Here is a 21,898-nt window from a genome sequence, read left to right as displayed (position 1 = left end):
ACCCGTCCCACGCGCCATCCGGAGCGCAGAATGTCGAAGACCATCCATATCCTCAACGGCCCGAACCTGAACCTTCTGGGCAAGCGCCAACCCGAGATCTACGGCTCGGACACGCTCGAGGACGTGGAGCGGATCTGCCGCGAGGAGGCGCAGCCCAAGGGCTTCGAGGTCGCGCTGTTTCAGTCGAATTTCGAGGGCGAGATCGTCGAACAGATCCACCGCGCGCGCGACGCGGCCTGTGCCATCGTGATCAATGCCGGCGCCTATACCCACACCTCCGTCGCGATCCTCGATGCGCTCAACACCTTCGAGGGGCCGGTCTTCGAGGTGCATATTTCGAATGTTCACAAGCGGGAAAACTTCCGCCATCATTCCTTCATCTCGCAACGCGCAGAGGGGGTTCTGGCGGGCTTCGGAATTGAGGGTTACGCCCTCGCCACCCGCCGCGCCTGTTCGGTTCTAAGTTAAGAGAGGGCTTTAAGATCGGTCTGCAAGCATTTGAAAAATCAATAAGTATTGCCCGCGGTGTCGCCCCCGGCGCCACCTGCCTTGCGCTTGCACTCAGCCTCGCGCTCCCCGCGCAGGCGCGCGACACCGCCGCCGATCGCAACATCGCCAGTTCCGGCAAGATGAGCGATCGCGACTTCTACCGAGCGATGGCCTGCGCCGCGCGACCCGGGGGCGCCTGCACCTTGCCCTATCGCCGATGGGCAGCCAGCAAGTGCCGCGATCTGACGGTGGGCCTCGCTTTCCGCTCAAAGCACTTCCCCGCCAAGCGCGCCCATGCCATCGAAGAGGCCGCCCGCGCGGCGATCGACCAGATCAACAAGACCGGCGCCGCGCTGCACCTGAGCTATGCCGGGGCGCGCCCCGCGGATATCAATCTCTATCTGACCGACACGCCCGTTGGCGGCACCGTGCGGGGAACGCCCTCGCACCGCCTCAACGGCAGGCGGCTCGGTCGGGGCACGGTCGCGAAAGTGACCTTCTATTGGCAGACGAATACGGGCCGGATCACCGATGCCGATATCGCCTTCAGCCGGGACATCCAGATGCGCGACATCCGCTCGGTCGTACTCGAGGAAATCGTGCAATCGCTGGGCTTCTCGACCGATCTGGAAGACCCGTACTATACGCAAAGTTCGATCTTCTCAGAGAACGGGAATTCGGTTACGCGGCTGATCGGGCAGGACGCGATGACCCTGCGCAGCCATTACCCGCCGCGCTGATCACATCACCTGCATCCCGCCGCGGATCAGCAGCAGAACCGACAGCACCGCCAGCATGATCTGGATGACCCGCATGTAGAGCTGCTGCGACAGCCGCGCGGTCAGCCAGCGCCCCGCAACGGTGCCCGCGATCCCCGCCACCGCAAGCCCCGCGACCAGCGACCAGTTCAGCCCGTCGAGCTGGCCGATCACCCAATAGGCGGGCAGTTTCACGATATTGCCGATCGCGAAGGCGATGGCGATGGTGCCCGCGAATTCCAGTTTCGGCAGTTTCTGCGGCAGGAGGTAAGCCTGCACCGGCGGCGCGCCGGAATGGGTGATGAAGCTCGCGATCCCGGTCAGCGTGCCCCAGAACAGTCCCGGCACGACGCGGGCTTCGCCTTGGCTATCGTCATGCCGTTTCAACCACGCCCGCGCGACATGCCAGATCCCGATCAACCCAGTGAAGACCAGCAGCGCCCATTCGGGTGTGTAGGGCGTGATAAGGGTTGCGATGGCCACACCCGCGAGGATCGCAGGCACGAGGATATAGAGGTTCCGCTTCGAGAAATGGTGGCGGTAGAGCCAGACGCCCACCCAATCGGTCACGATATAGACCGGCAGCAGCGTCGCCGCCGCTTTCACGGGGTTCATGAACAGCGCCAGCATCGGCACCGCGATGGCCGCAGCGGTCGAAAGCCCACCCTTCGACATCCCGACGATCAGGGCCGCCACGATCAGCAAAACGGTTTCATACATGTAAGTGGGGTCCGGTCGGGAAGGGTGGATCGGGCGGCCCGGCGGGCCGCCCGAGTGTTAGGAAAGATTAAGCGCCCGCTTCGGTCAGGCGGCGCATCTCTTCGTCAGTCAGGCTCATCTCGACGGCCTTCGCGAAGCTTTCCACCTGCGAGAGGCTTGTGGCGCTCGCGATCGGAGCGCTGACGCCCTCGCGGTTGATCAACCATGCCGTCGCGACCTCGGCCGGTTTCGCACCTTTCTGGCTGGCCACGTCTTCAAGCACGTCGAGGATCGCCATGCCGCGATCTGTCAGGTATTTCTCGACCATTCCGCCACGCTTGCGGCCCTCAAGATCGGCTTTCGAGCGGTATTTCCCCGACAGGAACCCGGCGGCGAGCGAGAAATAGGTGACCACGCCGATATTCTCCCGCAGGCAGAGGTCGCGCAGCGGCCCGTCGAAGCCGTCACGGTCATAAAGGTTATATTCCGGCTGAATCACCTGATAGCGCGGCAGACCTTCTGCAACCGCGGTCTCCAGTGCCGCCATCAGCAGATCGGCATCGTAATTCGAGGCCCCGATCGCGCGGATCTTGCCTGCCTTCAGCAGCTTGTCATAGGCGGCCAGCGTCTCGGCATGGCTGACGCTGTCATCGGGCCAATGCGAGAAATAGAGATCGACGTGATCGGTCTTCAGCCGCTCCAGCGAACGGTCGATGGCCTTGGAAATCCACTCCGCACCGAGGCCTTTCTCGCCCGGTCCGCCCATATCCGAGCCGACCTTGGTGAACAGCTTCACCTTCTCGCGCATGCCCGGACGCGCCTCGAACCAGCGGCCCAGAACCGTCTCGGATTCGCCGCCCGAATTGCCCTCGGCCCATTTGGAATAGACATCGGCCGTGTCGATCGCATCGAACCCGTGGTCGACGAAGGCGTCGAGGATGCGGAAGCTCTCGGCCTCGTCCAGCGTCCAGCCGAACACGTTGCCGCCAAAGACGATGGGGGCGATCTCGAAGCCTGTCGTGCCGAGGGGGGTGCGTTTCATGGGAGGTCCTTTCGCTTGCTCAGATCAGCAGCCCGCCGCCTTCGACAAAGACGGTGGAGCCGGTCATGTAAGGGTTGTCCATCAGGGCGAGCGCCTGAATGGCGATATGTTCGGGCAGGCCGACCTGACCCACGGGCAGACGCTCGGCCGCATTGTCGAACATCGCGCGGCGTCCATCGCCCTCGAGCGTGTCATACATCTCGGTTTTCACCAGCCCGGGAGAGATGCAGTTAACCCGCACCGGCGCGAATTCCAGCGCGAGGCCACGGGTCAGCCCTTCGAGCCCTGCATTGATCGCGCCCTGGATCGCCGCGCCGGATTTGGGCCGTTGCGACAGAAAACCCGAGGTGAAAGTGAGCGATCCGCCTTCCGCGACCTTGGCCGCGCGGGCGAGGCGGTAAGCGCCCCAGAATTTCGACTCGAAAGAGGCTTGTGCGTCTTCCAGCGGCAAATCCTTCACCGCGGCGACCTTGGTGCTAGCCGCCGAGCAATAGACATGGTCCCACGGTTCGCGCTCCGCGAAGAAGGCCTCCAACGCGGGCGCATCGCCGGTGTCGAGCGTTACGCCCTCGACGGAACCGCTTAACCGCGCGCAGGCCTCGTCGACCTTCTGCGCCGAGCGCGAGGCGATTGTGACCCGTGCGCCGCGCGCGAGCGCCGCCTGCGCCACGCCGAAGCCGATCCCGGACGAGCCGCCCACGACGAGAATGCGGTTGTCTTTCAAACTCATGGCGAAGGTCTCCTGCTTGGCCCGGCAGCGTTCGAACACGCCGCAGCCGCTCCAGATCGACATAGGGCCAGGGCTTCGGCGGTCCCGAATTTCTTTTCACTTTGTGCGGAGCACGGCGCGGTTAGGCGGCGATTGCGTCGGTGTACCGTTGTCGAAAATCAATGCCGCGCCCTCGATGGCACGGCACGCTGGCTTCCGACCGCGTCCATGGGCAAGGGAGGCCCGCATGAGTGATCTCGAAGGCTATACCGACCGGACCGAGGCGGGGATCGTCCTCGCGCGTCAGCTTGTGGCCTATCGCGGGCGCGACGCGGTGGTTCTTGCGCTGCCGCGTGGCGGAGTGCCAGTCGCGTGGGAGGTGGCCGAGCGCCTGGATCTGCCGCTGGATCTTGTCTTCGTGCGCAAGCTCGGCGCGCCCAGCAATCCCGAAGTGGCGCTTGCGGCGATCGCGGGACTGCGTGGCGAGGTGCTGGTGCGCAACGCCGATGTGATCCGCGCCAGCGGCTGCGATGAGGCAACTTTGGAGGGCCTCGCCGCCCGCGAGCGCGAGGTGATCGCGGACCGTGTCAAGCGCTACGGCGCGCCGGGTCTGCCGCTGGCCGGGCGGGTCGCGATCCTCGTGGATGACGGGGTGGCGACGGGGGCCACGATGCGCGCGGCATTGCGCGCGGTACGGGCCGCCGGTCCCGAAGAGCTGGTCTGTGCGATCCCGGTTGCCTCCGAGGACGCTCTGGAGGCGATCCGCACCGAGGCCGACCGCGTGATCTGCCCGCTGGTGCCATCGTATTTTGGGGCGGTCGGGGCCTATTACACCTATTTCGGGCAGGTTCCCGATGCGGAGGTCGCGCAAATCCTCGCCACGGCGCAGGCGCGACCGTTGGGCAAGGATCGGGCGTAGCGGCCCCTCCCGGTCAGGCGATCAGGCTGCGCAGCGAGTGGCGCATCGCTTGCGTGACCTGCCGATATTCGCCCTCGGAAATCCGTTCATGCAGCAGATCGAACACCGCCGCCACTTCCGCTTCGGGATCGTCGAGCGGGCGGTCGGCAAACGCCTCCGCCACTCGTCCGACAAAGGCGTCCCGATTGCGCGGATGCGCGGGCTGGCGCGAGGGCACGAAGCCGTCGTAGTAAATCCCGCGCAGCAGCACCGGAAGCTGCGCCCCGAGATCGGCAGCTTCCGCAGTGGTCAGGAAATCGCGGATTGCGTGCAAAGTCGTGCGCAGCAGCAGATAGGCGTGGCTGCGGTCCTTGTTATCCAAGCGATATTCGAGATCGTTGAGCCATTCCGCCACGATCTGCGGGGCGTGGTCGATGGCACTCAGGCCGGTCACTTTCATCGGTCAAACCTCCCGGTTGGAGCGCTGAGGACGCCGCCTCAGCTTTGAATGCTTGCGAGATATTCCGCGATCAGCAGGATTTGCCCGCGGGTGTAGACCTCCGCGTTGAGCGCACCGACCGTCCCTGCGGTCTCCTCCATCATCGTCGGGCCGAAGCTGGGCATCGCGCCCCGGTGGAAGGGCATCTGCTGGCCGCCGTCGATCAGATGCACGACCCGCGCGAGCGGGAATTCCCCATTATTATTCGCCGAAAGCTGGGTCAGCGCTGGCACCTGAGTGGTGAAATATTCGCTGAGCGGCCCGTCGCCCGCAGCGCTCTTGCCATGGCAGGTGGCGCAGTAATTTTGGTAAAGATCGGCCCCCATCTGCGCCGCGGTCATCGGGCTGCTGGAGTCCTCTTCCGCGCTGGCGGGCAGGGCCCATGCGAGGGCTGCGAGGGTTGCAAATACGGGTCTGGTCATCGGACTGTCCTCCCGGTTCAGGGGGCGGTCCGTCGCGCTGACAGTTCGGGGCGCGAAGGGCCGCCCGGGTGATGCGCGCTCATCGCGCCTTGACGTCGATGCGGCGATCTTTCTCGCGCGCTTCGGCGGCTTTCGGCAGGGCCACGGTCAGGACCCCGTCGCTCAGACATGCAGAAACTCCCGTGAGAAATGTCTCGGTGGAACGAGTTCAAGCCTCTCACGACCGGCGCGGCGCCCGCATTGACGGCGCGCATAGCGGCGCGCGGCCTCGCGAAAGGATCCGACGTTGCGCACGATCAATGCCGTTTTGCGCGCAGCGCCGTAGGTTCGGGCCGATGTGACCATTCAGGAGCCCCAAGATGATTCCGCGCACCCTTGCCGCTGCCTTTCTAGAGACCGACGAAGCCCGCTGGCTCGCCCCGATGGCGGCCGCGCTGTGTCGCCGCTTCGAGGCGCATCTGATCGGGGCGCATGGCGTCGAGCCGCTGCCGTTGTTGGGCGGCGATCTGGCGAGCGATCCGATCGTCTATCCCGAATTCGTCGAATGGCAGCGCAAGGAGGCGGCTGAGATCCGTGAGACGTTCGAACATGCGCTCAAGGCCGAAGATGTGCAGGGTGAATTCCGCAGCCCAAGCGGTGTGCGCGACGCGCTGATCGATTTTCTCGTCGATAGCTGCCGCGCCGCCGATCTCGTCCTGTCCGCGCAGGTGCCGGCCCATGCCGGGCGCGCGGGCGATCTGCGTATGCAAGAGCAACTGATCCGCCAGGCCGGGCGTCCGGTTCTGGTGGTGAGCGAGGCTGCGCAGCTCGATAAGCCCGCGCAACATATCCTCGTCGGGGTTTCGTGCAGCCGCGAGGCGATGCGGGCGGTGCATGACATGCTCTACCTTGCGGCGCATGGTGCGCGGATCGATCTGCTTTCCGTGTCGCCGTCGGAAGGCGAGCGGGAGGCCGTGGACGATTTGCGCGACGACCTCGCGGCGGCGCTCGACCGGCGCGGCTTCGATGTAACCCTTCTGGATCGGATGAAGACGACCTCGGAAGCGGGCGATGCGTTGCTTCACACCGCGCGCGAACGTGGGGCCGAGATGATCGCCGTCGGCGCTTACGGTCATTCGCGGCTCTATGACTTCGTGATCGGCGCGGTGACCACGCGCCTGTTGGAAAAATCCCACCTGCCGGTGCTGTTCTCAAAATAGGTGAGCCGATGCGACAGCCGAAGAAAACCGAATGGATTGTGGTGATGAACGCCGCCAGCGCGCATGTGCTGGCCGATGCCGAGGGAAAGAAGGCGGTCTTCGAGCTGAAAGCGCCGCATGAGAGCCCGCGCGATAAGGCGGGTCGCAGCTTCTCGAGCGGGTCGCCCGGGCGGCGGGCCACGATGGCGCCGCATGGCGATCCGGACCACGCGCCGGAGATCGCTTTCGCGCATCAGCTGTGTGAAGGTCTCGAAGAGAGCCTCGGGCGAGAGCAATTCGACACGCTCGTCCTCGTAGCGCCGCCGCGGATGCTGGGCGCGATGCGGGATGCCATGTCCGCGGCTCTGGCGGCGCGGGTGAGCCGGGAAATCCACTCCAATCTCGCGAGCCTCTCGCCGCGCCATTTTCGCGAAAAGCTGCAAGAGGCACTCAAGGTCACGTGAGCCGCGCGTTTGCATTTTGCAGTGACGGCGATCAATGCGCGACGTCTTGCAGCTTTGCATCTTGCCAACCTGTCGCACGGTTCAAAATCGGATCAGAGGAGAAACGCCATGGCCAAGACATCCAGCGACGCAGCACACGAACGCGCCGATATCGAGGATCGCGAGCGCCACGCCGTCGAGGCGATACGCGCCGATCTCGAAGAGCTGCGCGATGATGTAAGCGAATTGGCGCAGGCGCTTCGCCGTCACAGTCGGTTGCGGGCCAGAGATCTCGGCGCGGAGGCGACGCGGCGGGGCCACGATCTCGTGGAGGATACCCGCGACGCGGTTCTTGAAATGCGCCACTCGCTGGCAGAGGCGCAGCATGACCTGCGTCGAAGCGTGCGCAGCCATCCCGTGCCCTGGGCCGGGGTGCTTCTTGGTATGGTCGGAACCGGCTTGCTGGTGGCGCTGCTGATGGAGCGTCGCAATTGAGGGGAACTGGCATGTGTGTGGGGGCAGGCCGCGCGGGCGGTAGGGGTCGATAAAGAGACACCGCTCGCAGTGTCTGTCAGGGGGGAGTGGCGCGCGTTTCCGTATCGGGAGCGCGCGCTGCGCATTTCGGGGGCGCGTCGCCGCGTGGTCCGTGTCGGTCTTCCCCAGTTCCCTCCGGCCCGAGTCGCGCGGCTCTCTCCATAAGCACGGCCAAGACCCGTCGGTATCAACCGAACAGCTCCGAGATATTCGCAATTTCCGGCTTCTCGTAGATTCAAGCGGTGGGCTTTTCCAACCGTGTCTTGTCGCGCGTCAATGCGCCGGGACGCGGTGTGAGTTTCGCCACCGGACAACCCTCCGAATGGCGGCCTGCGTCTCACGCAGATGGCATTTCGTCATTGCGCGGGCGCAAGCGAGACCGCCATGGCTCGCGCCCCATCCGTCGCAGCCCGTCCCGCGCCCGCGTCACGCGCTGACCCGTTCGGGGCAACTGCGCGGCCATATGCGCGCAGTGGGCAAGGATATCGCGTCTGGCGCACCACTTGCGCCGGTGGGTGAACTATCGCGGGCGGTCCGCGGTCGGGCGGTGCCGAAGGGGCAGCGTTCAGGCCGAAGCGCATGGCGATCGGGGCGTCTTCGATGATGTTTGCGTCCCCGATCCCGGCGCAGCTCCGGCGTAGCGTGGAAGAACGATCGGGACGCGGATCCGGATCGATCAACATTCTTTAGTCTGGAGACCATCACCATGAAACATCTGCTTCTCGCCACCGCTGTCGTTCTCTCCGGCGCCGGAGCCGCCCTCGCAGGCGGTAACGTGTCGCTCACCGACCAGATGGGTTGGTTCAACGGGTCGAGCACGACGCAGCTCGGTATGAACAACGCGGCCATCACCGTGCAGCGCGACTACGGCAACACCAGCACCACGGTGCAACGTGGGATCGCCAACTTCTCGGGCACCGGTCAGACCGGCGCGTTCAACAACTCGATCACCGATCAGCTGGGCCTCGGGAACTACTCGTCCACCATTCAGGGCAATGTCGGCAACTCGTCGGCCACGGTCCAGACCGGTGTCGGCAACGTGTCGAGCACCGTTCAGAACTGACGTCCCATGGTTGATCGGGCGGGCTGCGATCCGCCCGATCAACGTCTTGAAGGCGGCTGCTGTGCCGTCGCGACAGCAACAAGGAGAAAGGTTATGAGTTTCGCAACACAGATGAGAGCCCCCACGGCGCCCCCCGCGATCCTCGCGACCGGGCTTTTGGCCGCTCTCGCATTGAGCGTTATCGCGAAGGAAGCTGCGGCGCAGAGCCGGCCTTTCTATGATCCGAGCAGCGCCCCCATCGCATCCATCGCCCCGCAGCCATCACGCGGCAATGTGGCCGTCACGCAGCAGCAGGGCAGCTACAATGACGCCTCCACCACGCAGAGCGGGCACAACAATGTCGCGGGCACCGTCCAATCGGGCTCTGGTTTCGGCAGCTCGATCTCTCAGCTCGGCAGCTACCAGACGGAGACCCATTTCCAGGGTGAGACCCGGCTGGGTGTGACCCGCAGCGGGAGCAGCGTTGGCGGAAACGGCTCGATCGGCATTCAGTTCGAGCTGAAATGAAACCGATAGCCGTCCGTTTAGCCCCGCCCGTCGCAACGCGTGCGGGGCAGGGGGACGAGAAAGGAGGCACACCATGCCTCGGAACCTGCAAATGCTCGACTACCTGCGTCGCGGAGGGCTGCTTGTCCTCATCGGAGGGATGCCATTCGGAATGGCGCTCGCGATGAGCGCGCAAAGCTCACAAGGCGCAGCCCCTCTCAGCTGCGAGATCGCAGAGCGCCCCGCAGCTCCGCATCTCGAGCTGACCGCGCGGGTGCAATCGGCGCGCGCAATGCGCGGGCGCTACTCCTTCACCGTGATCTCGAGCGGTGCGGGCGGCACCTCCAGCACCACGCAGGGCGGCGCTTTCGCCACCCGCGCGGACGAGGCGCAGACGCTGTCCAAGGTCTATGTCTCCGCCGGTCCACATGCCGTCGTCTCGGCGCGACTGGACGTCGAAGGCGAGGGTGGCGTGACCTGCAGTGCAAAAAAGTGATCGTCGGGACCCGCTGATTCCGCCTCTGTCCGCGCCGCACATTGTCGGCGCGCATAGGCAGGCTTGATGACTGTCATTGTCGAAATTTCTCCGTGGCGGAGGATTTCCTTAATCAGAGGGTTAAGGGGATTTCGCCATGTCTTTGAGCATGCACGCTGAGAACGGCGCAGCGGTCGATCAAATTTTCACATCTGCCATCGAAGGGGATCTATTTCGGTCCGTGCTCGCGGTCGTCGCGATGAATTTTCCCGAAGCGACGCCGATGATTGTCGGGCTGGAACGGATGCAGGGCGCAGGGAACTTCCTGCTTCTCGATACGCCGAACCCGGAATTGCGCCGGGCCTTTGCCGAGGAAATGCGCGCCCCCGATGGCTGGGCGCACAGTCTGCACGGGCAGGAGATCGGCCGGGTCTATGACGACGGCGATCTCGGTGCGGATACGGTGAATGGCGGGCCGATGGGGCAGGTGCTGCGCCGGACGAGCCCGCCCAAAACCTGTCTCGCCGGGGTCCTGTTCGATCGTGGCGAGCGTCATCTTCTGGGGATCGAACTTCGCTATCCGCGCCATCTGGAGGCGGAGCTGCGGCGGCCTTTGAAGGACTTCCTGACCCGGCTCGCCCGGCAGCTCGATGTGGCGACGCGGATCATGGAGGTGCGCCAACGGCTCGACGCGGCCGAGCGTCTGAGCGGTAATCTTCTGGAAATTCTGCCCTTCTCGGTGGTGCTGTGCAACGAGCGGCGCAGCGTTTCGCGGATGAACGGGCGGGCGCGGGCAATCCTGCGCAATGGCCGCGCGCTGCAGGTCTCGCCAGATGGGACGCTGCGGCTGTCCGATCCCATCGTGGATGATGAATTCGCGACGCAGATCCAATCGCTGCAAGGCAGCCTGCGCCAGCGCGTCGCGGTCATGTCCGTGCCGCGAAATCGCGGTGAGCCGCGTGAGATCCTGACAATCATCCGGCTGGCCGCGGGCGAGGCGGTTGGCCTGCCGGGCGCCGGGCCGAATTTCGCGGTGATCTACGAAGACCTCGATATGCCGCTCGAACTGGATCAGGATTTTCTTTGGCGGCTCTTCGGCATGAACGCGAAGGAGGCCGATCTCGCTTTGGCGCTGCTGGCGGGGGAGTCGATCGGCGAGCTGGCCTCGCGCCGGCGGATGTCGAAGGAAACCTTGCGCAATCAGCTCGCGGCGGTGATGCGCAAGACCGAAACGTCGCGCCAACAGGAGCTGGTGGCCCTTCTGAGCCGCCTTGCTACGATCAATGCGACGGCGTGACGGCATAGTCCGCCCCATCGGCTGCGCCCTTGGGGGGCTGGTCGCGCTGGCCACGCTGACGCCCCCGGCGCTCGCGCAGCCGCCCTCGATGTGGCAGGGCTGGTCGCTCGCGCCGCCCCAACGCGGACCGTTCGTGCCGGGGCTGGGCACCCAGATCACCGGAGAGGACGGGCGCGGCGTGGAGTTCGGGCTGCAAGGCCCCGTGCGCCCTCTGCAAATCCTGCCGCAGGCGGGCTGGACCCCGGATTTCTCGACCCGGCCTCAGCTCGGTCTGAGCTTCGGGCGCGGCTCCGGTTTCGCGCAGGCGCAAGCTGTCTCGGGTCTGCCGAGTTCCGGTACGCTCCTTCTGACGGGGCCGCGCACGGGGCAGGGCAATATCGCGATCGATCTGAACCCGATGCTTGGTGCGGGGGGCACGCTGTCGGGGGCGAATGCGACAGCCTCGCTGTCCCTTCCCGACGGGCATGGCGGCACCGTTCATATCGAGCAACAGTCCTTCTCGCCCGCAGTCACTGGCAATCGCATCGAGACCTACGCGTTTTCGCCCGGCGCAGGCGGGGGCGGCTTCGCGGCGCTCAGTCTCGATGGCGCTACCGGAGAGGCCACAGCTCTGGCGGCCGTGTTCGATCCGGGCGGGTTTTCCGTTATCGGTCTCGGTGCGCCGGACAGCGTGAAGGTCGCGCAACGGGTCAGCGCCCATAGCCGTGTGCGCGAGCTGGGCGGAGTGATCGCGAGCCCGCTGGGGCACAGCCGCGACTGGAGCTGGGGCCCGCGTCTCGGCTTCGGGGATCTGTCGCGCCACACGGGCGAGACCTACACGACGACGGCCTCTCTCACGGCGAGCCGGGCCATCCCGGCCATCGAGAGCGCGCGCCGCACGCGCCTGCATGAGCGCAGCCAGAGCCTCACCTTGGGGCTGGGCGGGCGGCGTCTCGTGACCAGCGACCTGTCCTTCGGCCTCTATCTCGACCTCGGCGCGAAGGCGGTGTCGGCAAGCGGGCGCAGTGAGGAAACCCTCTCGATCCCGGGGATCGCCTCGGCCAGCAACGCGCCCGAGCGGTCCCGATATTCCCATGTGGAACCGGTCCTGCGGGCGGGCATGGTCTTCGAGCAGCAAATCGGCCGGAACAGCGCCTTCGCCGTCTCTCTGGGGGTGCAGGAGACGGGGCAGGCGTCGCTCATTTCGCGCTCTTCGGGGACGACGACGGTCGGCTCCGGTTCGGTCTCGGCGGCGGCGCTCTCGACCGCGGGCGAGACCATCCGGCATGACGAAATTCGGTGGCGGCACGGGTTTGAGGGAACGATAACGTTTAATTTCCTCTACCGTTTCTGACCCTTGATCACCATCAAAGACAGGGCGGACAGGGGGCGCCGATCATGACATAATTCGGGAAAGGGTTTTGCGGCGCCATCAAAAGCGCGGCGGCGCTCCCGATAGGTGCGGAGGGGATAGGAGGTCGCGCCTGTGGAACAGCAGACAATTCTCGTCGTCGAAGATGATCCTTGCGTACGCGGCGCGCTGCGGGACTGCCTTGAGGCGGAAGGCTGGGCGGTGCGCGAGGCATCGGACGCCACTGGCATGATGCAGGAGATTGAAGCGGGCGACGTCGATCTCGTGACGCTCGATCTGGGGCTGGGGGCCGATGACGGTCTCGCACTCGCCCGTGTCCTGCGCGGGCGCAGCAATATTCCCGTCATTTTCATCACCGGGCAAGGACAACCGCTCGACCGGGTGCGCGGTCTGGAGGCGGGGGCGGATGACTACATCGTCAAACCCTTCGCCGCGCGCGAGGTCGCGATCCGCATCCGCAGGGTGCTCGACGGCTATCGGACCCGCAACGTGCCACGCGAGCGGCTGCGCATCGATCACAGCAGTATCGACCTGCGTCACGGCGTGATCGAGCATAATGACGGTCGCCGTGAGGATCTGACCGGAACGGAGGCGAAACTGCTTGAGTTGTTCCTCAGCCGCCCGGAGCAGGTGCTCTCGCGCGACGACATCAACCGGGTGCTCCACGGGCGCGACTGGTCGCCCTATGACCGGACTATCGACACCCATATCGCCCGGCTTCGGCGCAAGATCGAACCGGCGGATGATGCCAATCGGATGATCCGATCCGTGCGCGGCGTGGGATATGTCTTCACCGGCCAGATCACGGGGGAGGTCCCTCCGGCTTGAGCGCACGCGCGACCGCCGCACTCAACGTCGAGAGAGAATAAGGCTTCGTGAGCAATTCCACCTCGCGTTCGGCTTCGGGGCGCCCGGAGAAATGCTCGGACGTATGGCCAGAGGTCAGAAGCACGGGCAATGCGGGATCGCGGGCGCGGGCGCGATCGACAAGGTCGAAGCCCGAAAAGGTGCCGGGCAAGACGACGTCGGAAAACAGCAGCTCGACCGGCTCCCCCGCCTCGATCTGTTCCAGCGCCTCGGATGCGTTCGCGGCCTCGATCACCGCGTAGCCCAGAGCCTCCAGCCGGTCGAGAACCGCCTCGCGCACCAGCGGGTCGTCCTCGACCACCAGCACCAGCTGACCATCTCCCATTCGCAGCGCGTTGCGATGGTCGGCAGGCGCGGGCGTGGGCTCTCCCTCGGTCTCGGGCAGGTAGAGAGTGATCGTGGTGCCTTTGTCGGGGGCCGTGTCGATATGCAGGAAGCCGCCCGCTCGCGCGACCGAACTCGCCACGCTGGTCAGGCCGAGCCCGTTCCCGACATGCGCATGTTTGGTGGTGAAAAACGGATCGATAGCCTGCCTGCGCACCTCGGGCGTCATGCCCTGTCCGGTATCGGTCACGCTCACCGTGAGGAAGGAGCCCGGCCGCGCGCCGTCGATCTCGGCGGCCCGATGCGCGTCAAACCGCGCGCAGCCGGTCTGAATGGTGATCGTACCGGTGGCCGTCATCGCGTCGCGCGCATTGATGACGAGATTGAGCAGCGCGCCGTCCAGCTCCCCGCGATCCATGTAGACTTGGCCGTGATCGGCGCCGGGCAGGAGACGCAGATGCACCTGTTCGCCCAGCACACGCTCCAGCAGCGTCCATGTCTCGGCGAGTTGCGCATCGAGGCCGAAGCGCACCGGCTTGGGCGTCCGCGCCCCAGCAAGCGCCAGAAGCCGCTGATTGAACCCAGCGCCGATCTGCGTCGCGTCGATCGCGCGTTCCAGATGGTCACGCGCGATATCTGCCATCTCGGCGCGCGAGGCAAGCTCCAGATTGGACAGGATGACGGTCAGCAAGTTGTTGAAATCATGCGCAATAAGGCCCGCCATTCGGCCCACGGTTTCCAGCCGCTGCGCCTGTACCAGCGCCTCCGATATCCGCGCGCGCTCCGTGCGATCAAGGATCGCGCCGACGGCGCCCAGCGGACGGGGCGGGTCGCAGGTCTCGTCGAACCGGATATTGCCGCGCAACTCGATCACCTTGGGCTCGGCGCTATCGGCGAGCTTGAACTCGATCGAGAACTTTCGGCTGCCCGTCGGGTCCAGCGCCGCGCGATAGACCGCGTCGAACTGCGCACGATCCTCCGGCGCGGCGAGGGCGAGCCATTTCTCGTAGCTGTCGGGCACCTCCTGCGTCTCCAGAAGCTGCCGGGCGGATCCGGTCGCGAGGAATGCATCACGGTCGAAATCCACCTCGAACAGGGCGATCCCGGCGGCATCCATGGCCTCGGCGATCCGTTCCGCGCGCAGAGCGGTCGGCGGCTGCGAGTCCTTCCCTGCGCTGATATCCTCGATGATGAGGATGATCCCCGCGACGCCGCCGTCGCGGTGGATCGGTGCGGTAATCCAGCGGTTCCGGATCACACGCCCATCGGGGAGCGTCGTCCGGGTCTCGTCGCATTGTACGACCTCTCCGGCGAGCGCCTTATCGCGCGCGGCGGGGTAGCCCTCTGGCAGCCAGGGCAGCAGGTCGCCGTCACCCGGTCCGCTCGCGCCGGCGAGATCGACGTCGTAGCTCTCCTGAAACGCCGCCGAGGTCGCAACCAGACGCGTCGCGGTGTCGAACACCGCGACCGGGATCGGCATCAGCGAGATCATGTCTCCCACACCATCGGCGAGCGCCGCGCGCGAGGCACGCGTCTTCGGTCCGGTGTCTTCGCGTTTGGAATTTACCACTGGCGCCACCTCATTTCGCGCTTGGCACCACGCCCTGATCACTCATGAAATCATACTCGGTTTCGTGTCCCGCCGTGGAGGAAAGACGAAAAATCGCACAAAACTATATCTGCCGGGCCCGCCGTTGAGAGGCAGATCCGGCCGTCCCATTGCGGTCGCTCAGACCGGCGTCGCGTGGCGGTGCTCGCCGAAACCCGCCCCTTGCAGGGAGGTCATGAACAGGTCCCGCGCCTGTTTCTGGGTGTCGAACACCGTCTCCGTCATCTCCTCGGCATATTGCCCCCAGAGCCGGCGATAGAGCGCGGAATAATCGTCGATCGCGCCGGAGTAGAACTCCGACCAGGCGGAGGCGATGGCGGCGGGATCGCCGGGATTGGACAGGCTGGCGAGCAGGGCGCGGTCGCAGGTGATCCGATCGGTGGTGAAGCGCAGCCATTCCTGATTGAACTGCAACATGCGATCGGCCGCCTGAGTTTGCATCGCGACGATCGGGCCAAGCAGTGCCGGGTCCGGCCCGTCTGGCGGTAGCAGGCGTTTCACGAGGTCAGCATAGCCCGCGTTGGTGCGGGCGGTCGCGTCGGATTTGCGTGGCATAGGGGCCTCCCGGGATGTGATCTGACACATCGCGAGCTTTGCCGCGCGTGAGGTCGCGCGCATTGACCACGATCAATGCAGGTTGCGCGATGTGTGATCCGCCGAGACATTCCGGGCCGGCGCGTCCTCGTTCTATCGCTGCCCTCCGCGTGTGGCGAAGTCCGGTGTGCGCCCGGGCGCATGTCCCTCGGACCCGAGCTTTGAGACGGGGGCTTTTCCGCCCCTGGACCATGTCTCGCGTTGAGACAGGCGCGGTGCGGGATCGGGCTCGGCAAGGGCCGCGCCGATCCGCTCGTTTTGGTATTTCGCAAGCCGTCGCAAGCGTCCGAGATCCCTGACTTCGAGATGGTCGGGCGCAAGCAGGCGGATCGCGCCGCGCTCTTCGATCTGGTGCAATGCGCGGCACAGTGTCTCCACCGTCATGTTCAACAGCGAAGCCAGATCGCGCCGCGTCAGCACGATGTGAATTTGCGGTGTGCTGCCTTCGGGCGCGCCGGGTAACTGGTCGATCAGCCAAAGCGCGAGCCGCTGCATGGTACTGCGCCCGCGCATCTTCACGACGCTCAACTGCAACTCCTCGAACTGCCGGTTGAGTGCCGACAGACAGCCGCGGAAGATCTGCGGATGCGCTTGCAGGAAATTGTGCCATGTCTGGCGCGGCATCCAGCAGATCGCGGTATCGGTGGCGGCCTCGCTGGAAAACCCGTTCACCTCGCGGTCCGGATCCCCGATCAGGTGACCCGCGCGCAGGATTTGCAGAACGTATTCGTCGCCGCCTTCGGTCAGAACGACGACCTTCACCAGCCCGGAGGCGACGATGCCGACCCGTTCCGCCACTTCGCCCTGAGCCGCAATCTCGGCGCCTTGGTGATAGGTTTCACGGTAGCTGCGATGAGCAAAATCGAGGAGCGCCTCGCTATCGAAGGCGCTACAAAGTCCTGTCTGGCGCGCTATGCAGTCCTCGCATTTCGCGTCGAATTGAGGCCGTATGGCCTGATTGTTAAACATATTCCCCCCCTTTATGCCCCCCGATCGTTGGCAGTTGTCGGGCAACACGCGTCTTTTGTGACTGCAGGAATCTTGCCGTCTCCGAGGCCATCTGTCAGGCGCCAAATTGTAGAGAAATGTTAACTTTGGAAATCTGAGCGGCATTCTGCGCAACAATATTGCGTGAGGGGTCGCGTGAGAGTCGGCCGTTTGGCACGGAGCCGCCAAAGTTTCGAAATGGCATGAAAACGGCCCCGCCGGCCGAGCCTTGGGGACAGGCGCGCGTTGGCCGGCGGGTTTCGCGAAAGGCTCTTCGAGCGGACTCGAGCGGGTGAGGTAACCCCAGCCCTTCACGAATGTCCAATCATGCACCCGCGCGACGCGCGCGCCATTATCAGGCGTCAATCGCTGCCATGATCGCGCGCAAATTTTGGCCCGATGCTTGTCCCGCCGTGACACGACGAGAACCCTTGATCGGGGGGGGGCGATCGTTTTTGACCGAAGTTCGATGTGAGAATGTGGGAATCGCGCGTCGGACGATGGTCCTTCGGCACGTCGGGCATCAGCGCTCCGGGTTCGGTCCGCTCTATGACCCAAATCAGTGCCTGAAGTGTGACCGGAGGCGATGCGCCTCCGCGCGCCTTGTGTGGATTGGCAAAACCCTGCTCAGACAGCGTGCAAAACAGAGTCTGCGCGGTTTGCATTGACGGCGGTCAATGGCGCGGCGAGGCGGATGCGGTTTAGCTGAACGGGCCTCATAGCCAAGCTCGAAGGAGTGTGCGGATGTTTCGTTGGATCACCCCAGAAAACAGCCCTGACCTTCTACCGCTGCCGCGTAAGCCACGGCAGGACAGCCGCGCGACGAAGACCATTCCCTGGCCTTTGTCGGGGGCGCGCCCTCGGGAAACGGGACCGGATCGCGCGCTGGAAGTCTCGGCGCTGAGCGATCTCGGCCTCTCGACGCAGGAGATCGCGCGCTATCTCGGTCTCGCCCTGCAGGAGGTCGCCCGGCTGCAAGAGGCGGATCTCGACCTTGGCGCAAGTCTCGACAACAATATGACCCCGGTCTATCGCACCCACGCGGACGGGATGCGCCGCGTGGGCTGAGAGGTCGGCTCGGCGATCACCCGCGCGTCATGCGCACCGCCATCTGGCACAGAATCTCGAACATCACCGAGACGCCGAGGAAGGCGGTCGCGCCGGACGGGTCGAAGGGCGGGGAGACCTCGACCAGATCGGCGCCGACGATGTCCACCCCGTCGAGCAGGCGGATCACCTGCAGCGCCTGATAGGAAGTCGGGCCGCCCACTTCGGGCGTGCCGGTGCCGGGGGCGAAGGCCGGGTCGATGAAGTCGATATCGTAGGAGAGATAGGTGGGCTTGGTGCCGACGATCTCGCGCGCCTCGGCCATCACATCCTCGACGCCGCGGGTGTGGAACTCCTCGATCGGGATCACGCGCACGCCGACGCTATCGGCGAAATCGCGGTCCTCGCTGTCATAGGTCGAGCCGCGAATGCCGATCTGCACTACGCGTTTCGGGTCCAGGAGGCCCTCTTCGATGGCGCGGCGGAAGGGCGTGCCGTGGGTGTACATATTGCCGCCGAAATAGCTGTGGAACAGGTCGGTATGGCTGTCGAAATGCACCATCCCGAGCGGCTCGGGCGTGCCCAGCGCGCGCAGGATCGGCAGCGAGTTGAGGTGATCGCCACCCGCCGTGATCGGGCGGATGCCATGCGCGCGGACGGTCTCGAAGAACCGGGTGATCCGGTCCATCGCATCCTGAATGTCGGCGGGGTTGGGGGCGACATCGCCGAGGTCGGCGCAGTTGACCATCTCGAAGGGGCGCACGCCGGTCGCGCCGTTCTGCGCGCGGATCATTGTCGAGAGATCGCGCAGTTGGCGCGGCCCGTGGCGCGGACCGGGACGGTTGGTGGTGCCGGAATCCCACGGGCTGCCGATGAACCCGACCTGCACATCCTTCAGGCGCGGATTGTCGAGTTCGACATGCGGCAGGCGCATGAAGGTCGGCACGCCCGCAAAGCGCGGCAGATCGAAGCCGGAAACCGGGTGGAAAAGGGGATCGCTGGACATGGGGTCGCTCCTGTCAGGTCATGACGCTGCCACCGTTCACGCCGAAGCATTGACCGGTGATGAAATTGCTCTGCGGGCCCGCGAGATAGCAGGCCATCGCGGCGATATCCTCGGGCTGGCCGAACCGGGCGAGCGGCGTCGCCATGTCGATTGCCAGCTGTTCGGGGCTCATCGAGGCGGGGCTCGTCATATCGGTCTCGATCGAGCCCGGCGCGATGGCGTTGACGAGGATCTTCGGCGCCAGCTCACGCGCGAGCGTCCGGGTCAGCGCGATGATCGCACCTTTCGAGGCGGTGTAGGCGGACATTTCCTCGCGCCCCAGAAAGCCCAGATCACTCGCGATATTGATGATCCGGCCTTCCTCGGCCCGGCGCACGAAGGCGCGCGACGCGAGGAAAGTGCCGCGTAGGTTCACCGCGATCACCCGGTCGAACTCGTCGATCTTCGTCTCGGCAATCGGGCTTTCGCGCAAGATGCCCGCGTTGTTCACGAGAATGTCGATCCGCCCGAAGCGGGACATGACGGCGTCGAACATCCCCTCGACCTGTGCCTCGTCGGAGACATCGGCGGGCAGGGATTCCGCCTCGGTCAGCTTTTGAAGCTCGGCCAGCGTGTCGTGCGCCTGCGCGTCGTCGGGATGACAGAAGGCGACTTTCGCGCCCTGTTCGGCCAGCGCCAGCGCGATGGCGCGCCCGATCCCGCGCGAGCCGCCAGTGACCAGCGCGACTTTTCCCTGAAGGCTCATGACATTACCTCGCCGCGGTCGACGTTGAGCGCCTGACCGGTGATATTCGCGCCCGCCTCGGACGCGAGAAACATGTAAGGATCGGCCATATCGGCGGGCACCATCAGCCCGTCGATCGCTTGTGCGGCCATGATTTCGGCTTCGACCTCGGCCTCGCTGCGACCGCTGGATTGCGCCAGTTCCCGCAGCGAATTGGCCGCCGGTCCGGTTTTCACCCAGCCGGGGCAGATCGCGTTGACGCGGATGCCGCGGGGGCCCAGTTCCTGCGCCCATGTACGGGTCAGGCCCAGAAGCGCGTGTTTGCTCGCGACATAGGCCGAGAAGCCCGGCACGGCGGTGCGCGCCCAGATCGAGGCGGTGTTCAGGATGCGCCCGCCTTCGGGGATGCGCGAGATCAGCGCGTCGGTCACGTTCTGGGTGCCGGTGATGTTGATCGCCACGATCCGCTCGAAGGTCGCATTGCCCAACGGGTTCGCACCGTTGAGCGGGGTTGGGCGTTCGAGGCCTGCATTGTTCACCAGCACATCGACGCGTTCGATATCGGCCAGCGCTTCGGTCACCATCGCGGCGTCTGCGATATCGCAGCGGATCGCGCGGACCTTGCCGGGCAGGCTTTCGGCGGCGTCATAGATAGTCTCGGTCTCGGACAGGATGATCAGATCGGCGCCCGCGCGCGCGAAGCCTTCGGCAATGCCATAGCCGATCCCGCTCGAAGCGCCGGTGACCAGAACGGTCTTGCCGGTGAAGTCGAATGTCACGCTCATTCCTTGCCGCGTCCTTCCTCTCGCATCAGCCGCATCAGATGGGCCTCCAGATCGGAGTAGCCGTCGAGTTTCACGGCCCTTTCCTTGTCGGCGATACGTGCGCCTTGCTTGAACTCGGGCACGATCACCTCTTTCACGCGGCCCGGATGGCTCGAGAGGAAAACGATTTTGTCGGCGAGGAAGATCGCCTCCTCCAGATCGTGGGTGACGATCACCATCGTCGTGTTGGTCTTCTCGGCGACGTCGATCATCAGCTCCTGCATAAGCCAGCGGGTCTCGGCATCGAGCGCGCCGAAGGGCTCGTCCATCAGCAGCACTTCCGGGTCGTTGGCCAGCGTGCGCGCGATAGCCACGCGCTGACGCATCCCGCCCGAGAGCTGCGACGGGTAGGCCTCGGCGAATTTCCCGAGCCCCACGAGGTTGATGAAGCGTTCCGCGCGTTCGCGGCGCTCGGCGGCCGGGACGCCGTTGATCTGCATCCCGAACTCGACATTCTTGCGCACCGTCAGCCAGTCGAAGGAGGTGTAGGCCTGAAAGACCATGCCCCGGTCGCGGCCCGGTCCCTCGACGCGGCGTCCGCCGATGATGATCTCGCCGCCGCTCGGGGTCTCGAGCCCTGCGATCATGCGCAGGATCGTCGATTTCCCGCAGCCCGACGGGCCGAGCAGGACACAGATCGAGTTGCGTTCGACGGTGAAGCCCGCGCCCTCGACGGCGACCAGCTTGCGCCCGCCCGAGAGCTCGAATTCCTTCGAGATCTCGCGGATTTCCAATGCGGTTTCGGCACTCATGGTCACGCCTTTCTCAGATAGGGGAAGGCCCAGCGGTGCAGGGCGGAGAAAGTGAGGTCGAAGAGCAGCCCCAGCACCCCGATCACGACGATCCCCGACAGGATCTCATCGGTGTTCAGGAAGCGACGCGCGCGCATCATCATCGCGCCGATACCGGTGGTGGAGGCGACGATCTCGGCGATCACCAGATAGGTCCAGGTCATCGCCAGCATCTGGCGCATCGCGGTCACGATATCGGGCAGCACGGCGGGGAAGATCACGCGGGCCACCACCTTGCGGCGCGGCGCGCCCAGCGTCAGGGCGGTCTCGACCAGCTCCTCGCGCACATTCTTGGTGTGATCCATGATTAGGGTGATCAGGAAGAAGATCACGCCGAGGAACAGCAGCGCCAGTTTCGGCGCCTCGCCGGTCCCGAACCACATCAGCAGGATCGGGATGAAGGAGGGCGCGGGGAGGTAGCGCCAGGCCGAGACGAAGGGTGCGAAGAAAGCCTCGATCGCGGGGAAGGACCCCATCATCACACCCAGCGGCACCGCCACGGCGCTGGCCAGCGCGAAGGCGATCAGCACGCGGCTGATGGAGATCAGGACGTCGCTGCCGAACCCGCGGCTGAAGAACAGATCGAAGGTGGTCGCGAAGACCTGCTGCGGGGCTGGGACGAGAAGCGGGTTCACCAGACCGCTGGCCGAGGCGACGATCCAGATGCCGAAGAACAGCACCCAGATGGCGAGCGCGGAAAGCAGCTTCTGACGGCGGCTCACGGGCTTGCGCAGCTGGAGAAAGGGAGTGGGTCGGGCGCTCAAGGTAGATGCTCCGGCTTG

26 protein-coding genes and 1 pseudogene are annotated in these 21,898 nt (G+C 65.3%); 13 read left to right on the top strand and 14 right to left on the bottom strand.

Annotated elements, in window-relative coordinates:
• The first annotated feature begins 30 nt into the window (after nt 1–30).
• On the top strand, nt 31–468 hold the full coding sequence (gene aroQ, locus BMI88_RS17015; RefSeq protein WP_078550630.1) for a type II 3-dehydroquinate dehydratase: 438 nt from the start codon (nt 31–33) through the stop codon (nt 466–468).
• A 161-nt stretch (nt 469–629) separates the two neighbouring features.
• Entirely contained in the window at nt 630–1,229 is a 600-nt protein-coding gene (locus BMI88_RS17010) for a DUF2927 domain-containing protein (RefSeq protein ID WP_078550628.1), read from the top strand.
• On the opposite strand, the gene BMI88_RS17005 is transcribed toward BMI88_RS17010, so the two are convergent.
• The 3 genes from BMI88_RS17005 to BMI88_RS16995 all read right to left on the bottom strand — a co-directional run bounded on the left by BMI88_RS17005 (nt 1,230) and on the right by BMI88_RS16995 (nt 3,718).
• Complete coding sequence (locus tag BMI88_RS17005) at nt 1,230–1,967, bottom strand: sulfite exporter TauE/SafE family protein (RefSeq protein WP_078550626.1); 738 nt, start codon at nt 1,965–1,967, stop codon at nt 1,230–1,232.
• A 67-nt stretch (nt 1,968–2,034) separates the two neighbouring features.
• Nucleotides 2,035–2,988, bottom strand: a complete 954-nt coding sequence (locus BMI88_RS17000; protein WP_078550624.1) for an aldo/keto reductase — start codon at nt 2,986–2,988, stop codon at nt 2,035–2,037.
• Between the two features lie 19 nt (nt 2,989–3,007).
• Nucleotides 3,008–3,718, bottom strand: coding sequence for an SDR family oxidoreductase (locus BMI88_RS16995; protein ID WP_078550737.1), 711 nt, complete (start codon nt 3,716–3,718; stop codon nt 3,008–3,010).
• A 226-nt stretch (nt 3,719–3,944) separates the two neighbouring features.
• On the opposite strand from BMI88_RS16995, the gene BMI88_RS16990 reads away from it, so the two are divergent.
• Nucleotides 3,945–4,616, top strand: coding sequence for a phosphoribosyltransferase family protein (locus BMI88_RS16990; RefSeq protein ID WP_078550623.1), 672 nt, complete (start codon nt 3,945–3,947; stop codon nt 4,614–4,616).
• Nucleotides 4,617–4,629: 13 nt separating this feature from the next.
• Here the strand turns inward: BMI88_RS16990 and BMI88_RS16985 are convergent, their stop codons facing one another.
• From BMI88_RS16985 to BMI88_RS19650, 3 genes and pseudogenes are all read right to left on the bottom strand, one after another.
• Nucleotides 4,630–5,055, bottom strand: coding sequence for a DUF2267 domain-containing protein (locus BMI88_RS16985; RefSeq protein ID WP_078550621.1), 426 nt, complete (start codon nt 5,053–5,055; stop codon nt 4,630–4,632).
• Between the two features lie 38 nt (nt 5,056–5,093).
• The gene (locus tag BMI88_RS16980) at nt 5,094–5,516 is read right to left on the bottom strand and encodes a cytochrome c (RefSeq protein WP_078550619.1); all 423 of its coding nucleotides are present in this window, start codon (nt 5,514–5,516) and stop codon (nt 5,094–5,096) included.
• A 79-nt stretch (nt 5,517–5,595) separates the two neighbouring features.
• Nucleotides 5,596–5,685, bottom strand: a pseudogene (locus BMI88_RS19650) (hypothetical protein); the annotation flags it as partial.
• A 190-nt stretch (nt 5,686–5,875) separates the two neighbouring features.
• Between BMI88_RS19650 and BMI88_RS16975 the strand changes: the two are divergent.
• The 9 genes from BMI88_RS16975 to BMI88_RS16935 all read left to right on the top strand — a co-directional run bounded on the left by BMI88_RS16975 (nt 5,876) and on the right by BMI88_RS16935 (nt 13,171).
• Nucleotides 5,876–6,715 carry a universal stress protein gene (locus tag BMI88_RS16975; protein ID WP_078550618.1) on the top strand — a complete coding sequence of 280 codons (840 nt, stop codon included), beginning with the start codon at nt 5,876–5,878 and terminating at the stop codon, nt 6,713–6,715.
• Nucleotides 6,716–6,723: 8 nt separating this feature from the next.
• On the top strand, nt 6,724–7,158 hold the full coding sequence (locus tag BMI88_RS16970; RefSeq protein WP_078550617.1) for a host attachment protein: 435 nt from the start codon (nt 6,724–6,726) through the stop codon (nt 7,156–7,158).
• Between the two features lie 108 nt (nt 7,159–7,266).
• Nucleotides 7,267–7,632, top strand: a complete 366-nt coding sequence (locus BMI88_RS16965) for a hypothetical protein (protein ID WP_078550615.1) — start codon at nt 7,267–7,269, stop codon at nt 7,630–7,632.
• A gap of 745 nt (nt 7,633–8,377) precedes the next feature.
• Entirely contained in the window at nt 8,378–8,734 is a 357-nt protein-coding gene (locus BMI88_RS16960; protein WP_078550614.1) for a hypothetical protein, read from the top strand.
• 93 nt (nt 8,735–8,827) lie between these two features.
• Nucleotides 8,828–9,241 carry a hypothetical protein gene (locus BMI88_RS16955; RefSeq protein ID WP_078550613.1) on the top strand — a complete coding sequence of 138 codons (414 nt, stop codon included), beginning with the start codon at nt 8,828–8,830 and terminating at the stop codon, nt 9,239–9,241.
• A 73-nt stretch (nt 9,242–9,314) separates the two neighbouring features.
• The gene (gene csgH / locus BMI88_RS16950) at nt 9,315–9,716 is read left to right on the top strand and encodes a curli-like amyloid fiber formation chaperone CsgH (RefSeq protein WP_078541297.1); all 402 of its coding nucleotides are present in this window, start codon (nt 9,315–9,317) and stop codon (nt 9,714–9,716) included.
• Nucleotides 9,717–9,852: 136 nt separating this feature from the next.
• Complete coding sequence (locus BMI88_RS16945; protein WP_078550609.1) at nt 9,853–10,992, top strand: helix-turn-helix transcriptional regulator; 1,140 nt, start codon at nt 9,853–9,855, stop codon at nt 10,990–10,992.
• A complete protein-coding gene (locus BMI88_RS16940; protein WP_078550607.1) occupies nt 10,979–12,325 on the top strand; it encodes a hypothetical protein in 1,347 nt (448 codons plus the stop codon). The genes BMI88_RS16945 and BMI88_RS16940 overlap by 14 nt, the downstream gene beginning before the upstream one ends.
• 132 nt (nt 12,326–12,457) lie before the next feature.
• Nucleotides 12,458–13,171 carry a response regulator transcription factor gene (locus BMI88_RS16935; RefSeq protein WP_078541291.1) on the top strand — a complete coding sequence of 238 codons (714 nt, stop codon included), beginning with the start codon at nt 12,458–12,460 and terminating at the stop codon, nt 13,169–13,171.
• Here BMI88_RS16935 and BMI88_RS16930 read toward each other — a convergent pair.
• From BMI88_RS16930 to BMI88_RS16920, 3 genes are all read right to left on the bottom strand, one after another.
• A complete protein-coding gene (locus BMI88_RS16930) occupies nt 13,146–15,104 on the bottom strand; it encodes an ATP-binding protein (RefSeq protein ID WP_078550606.1) in 1,959 nt (652 codons plus the stop codon). The two genes, BMI88_RS16935 and BMI88_RS16930, sit on opposite strands and share 26 nt — an antisense overlap.
• A 159-nt stretch (nt 15,105–15,263) precedes the next feature.
• The gene (locus BMI88_RS16925; RefSeq protein WP_078550605.1) at nt 15,264–15,698 is read right to left on the bottom strand and encodes a hypothetical protein; all 435 of its coding nucleotides are present in this window, start codon (nt 15,696–15,698) and stop codon (nt 15,264–15,266) included.
• 132 nt (nt 15,699–15,830) lie between these two features.
• Complete coding sequence (locus BMI88_RS16920) at nt 15,831–16,706, bottom strand: Crp/Fnr family transcriptional regulator (protein ID WP_168174012.1); 876 nt, start codon at nt 16,704–16,706, stop codon at nt 15,831–15,833.
• Nucleotides 16,707–17,468: 762 nt separating this feature from the next.
• Here BMI88_RS16920 and BMI88_RS16915 point away from each other — a divergent pair.
• Nucleotides 17,469–17,792, top strand: a complete 324-nt coding sequence (locus BMI88_RS16915) for a hypothetical protein (protein ID WP_078550603.1) — start codon at nt 17,469–17,471, stop codon at nt 17,790–17,792.
• Nucleotides 17,793–17,808: 16 nt separating this feature from the next.
• Here BMI88_RS16915 and speB read toward each other — a convergent pair whose 3' ends face one another.
• The 5 genes from speB to BMI88_RS16890 are packed head-to-tail and all read right to left on the bottom strand — an operon-like array spanning nt 17,809 to nt 21,880.
• Entirely contained in the window at nt 17,809–18,777 is a 969-nt protein-coding gene (speB, locus tag BMI88_RS16910; protein ID WP_078550602.1) for an agmatinase, read from the bottom strand.
• 13 nt (nt 18,778–18,790) lie between these two features.
• Nucleotides 18,791–19,522, bottom strand: a complete 732-nt coding sequence (locus tag BMI88_RS16905; RefSeq protein ID WP_078550601.1) for a 3-oxoacyl-ACP reductase family protein — start codon at nt 19,520–19,522, stop codon at nt 18,791–18,793.
• Complete coding sequence (locus BMI88_RS16900; protein ID WP_210402040.1) at nt 19,519–20,286, bottom strand: SDR family oxidoreductase; 768 nt, start codon at nt 20,284–20,286, stop codon at nt 19,519–19,521. The genes BMI88_RS16905 and BMI88_RS16900 overlap by 4 nt, the downstream gene beginning before the upstream one ends.
• Complete coding sequence (locus BMI88_RS16895) at nt 20,283–21,077, bottom strand: ABC transporter ATP-binding protein (protein WP_078550600.1); 795 nt, start codon at nt 21,075–21,077, stop codon at nt 20,283–20,285. The genes BMI88_RS16900 and BMI88_RS16895 overlap by 4 nt, the downstream gene beginning before the upstream one ends.
• A gap of 2 nt (nt 21,078–21,079) precedes the next feature.
• A complete protein-coding gene (locus tag BMI88_RS16890) occupies nt 21,080–21,880 on the bottom strand; it encodes an ABC transporter permease (RefSeq protein ID WP_078550598.1) in 801 nt (266 codons plus the stop codon).
• Nucleotides 21,881–21,898: the final 18 nt, after the last annotated feature.

It is taken from the genome of Thioclava sp. F36-6, from assembly GCF_002020305.1.
Classification (GTDB): domain Bacteria; phylum Pseudomonadota; class Alphaproteobacteria; order Rhodobacterales; family Rhodobacteraceae; genus Thioclava; species Thioclava sediminum.
This window is presented reverse-complemented; position numbering and strand designations above follow the sequence as displayed.

Bases quoted from the DNA above. Each gene is read 5' to 3' on its own strand.
- BMI88_RS16985 (WP_078550621.1), bottom strand. From the start codon at position 5,055: ATGAAAGTGACCGGCCTGAGTGCCATCGACCACGCCCCGCAGATCGTG.
- BMI88_RS16960 (WP_078550614.1), top strand. From the start codon at position 8,378: ATGAAACATCTGCTTCTCGCCACCGCTGTCGTTCTCTCCGGCGCCGGA.
- csgH (WP_078541297.1), top strand. From the start codon at position 9,315: ATGCCTCGGAACCTGCAAATGCTCGACTACCTGCGTCGCGGAGGGCTG.
- BMI88_RS16980 (WP_078550619.1), bottom strand. From the start codon at position 5,516: ATGACCAGACCCGTATTTGCAACCCTCGCAGCCCTCGCATGGGCCCTG.
- BMI88_RS16995 (WP_078550737.1), bottom strand. From the start codon at position 3,718: ATGAGTTTGAAAGACAACCGCATTCTCGTCGTGGGCGGCTCGTCCGGG.
- BMI88_RS16955 (WP_078550613.1), top strand. From the start codon at position 8,828: ATGAGTTTCGCAACACAGATGAGAGCCCCCACGGCGCCCCCCGCGATC.
- BMI88_RS17005 (WP_078550626.1), bottom strand. From the start codon at position 1,967: ATGTATGAAACCGTTTTGCTGATCGTGGCGGCCCTGATCGTCGGGATG.
- BMI88_RS16925 (WP_078550605.1), bottom strand. From the start codon at position 15,698: ATGCCACGCAAATCCGACGCGACCGCCCGCACCAACGCGGGCTATGCT.
- BMI88_RS16900 (WP_210402040.1), bottom strand. From the start codon at position 20,286: ATGAGCGTGACATTCGACTTCACCGGCAAGACCGTTCTGGTCACCGGC.
- BMI88_RS16975 (WP_078550618.1), top strand. From the start codon at position 5,876: ATGATTCCGCGCACCCTTGCCGCTGCCTTTCTAGAGACCGACGAAGCC.
- BMI88_RS17010 (WP_078550628.1), top strand. From the start codon at position 630: ATGAGCGATCGCGACTTCTACCGAGCGATGGCCTGCGCCGCGCGACCC.
- speB (WP_078550602.1), bottom strand. From the start codon at position 18,777: ATGTCCAGCGATCCCCTTTTCCACCCGGTTTCCGGCTTCGATCTGCCG.
- BMI88_RS17000 (WP_078550624.1), bottom strand. From the start codon at position 2,988: ATGAAACGCACCCCCCTCGGCACGACAGGCTTCGAGATCGCCCCCATC.
- BMI88_RS16915 (WP_078550603.1), top strand. From the start codon at position 17,469: ATGTTTCGTTGGATCACCCCAGAAAACAGCCCTGACCTTCTACCGCTG.
- BMI88_RS16945 (WP_078550609.1), top strand. From the start codon at position 9,853: ATGTCTTTGAGCATGCACGCTGAGAACGGCGCAGCGGTCGATCAAATT.
- aroQ (WP_078550630.1), top strand. From the start codon at position 31: ATGTCGAAGACCATCCATATCCTCAACGGCCCGAACCTGAACCTTCTG.
- BMI88_RS16970 (WP_078550617.1), top strand. From the start codon at position 6,724: ATGCGACAGCCGAAGAAAACCGAATGGATTGTGGTGATGAACGCCGCC.
- BMI88_RS16920 (WP_168174012.1), bottom strand. From the start codon at position 16,706: ATGTTTAACAATCAGGCCATACGGCCTCAATTCGACGCGAAATGCGAG.
- BMI88_RS16940 (WP_078550607.1), top strand. From the start codon at position 10,979: ATGCGACGGCGTGACGGCATAGTCCGCCCCATCGGCTGCGCCCTTGGG.
- BMI88_RS16895 (WP_078550600.1), bottom strand. From the start codon at position 21,077: ATGAGTGCCGAAACCGCATTGGAAATCCGCGAGATCTCGAAGGAATTC.
- BMI88_RS16990 (WP_078550623.1), top strand. From the start codon at position 3,945: ATGAGTGATCTCGAAGGCTATACCGACCGGACCGAGGCGGGGATCGTC.
- BMI88_RS16965 (WP_078550615.1), top strand. From the start codon at position 7,267: ATGGCCAAGACATCCAGCGACGCAGCACACGAACGCGCCGATATCGAG.
- BMI88_RS16905 (WP_078550601.1), bottom strand. From the start codon at position 19,522: ATGAGCCTTCAGGGAAAAGTCGCGCTGGTCACTGGCGGCTCGCGCGGG.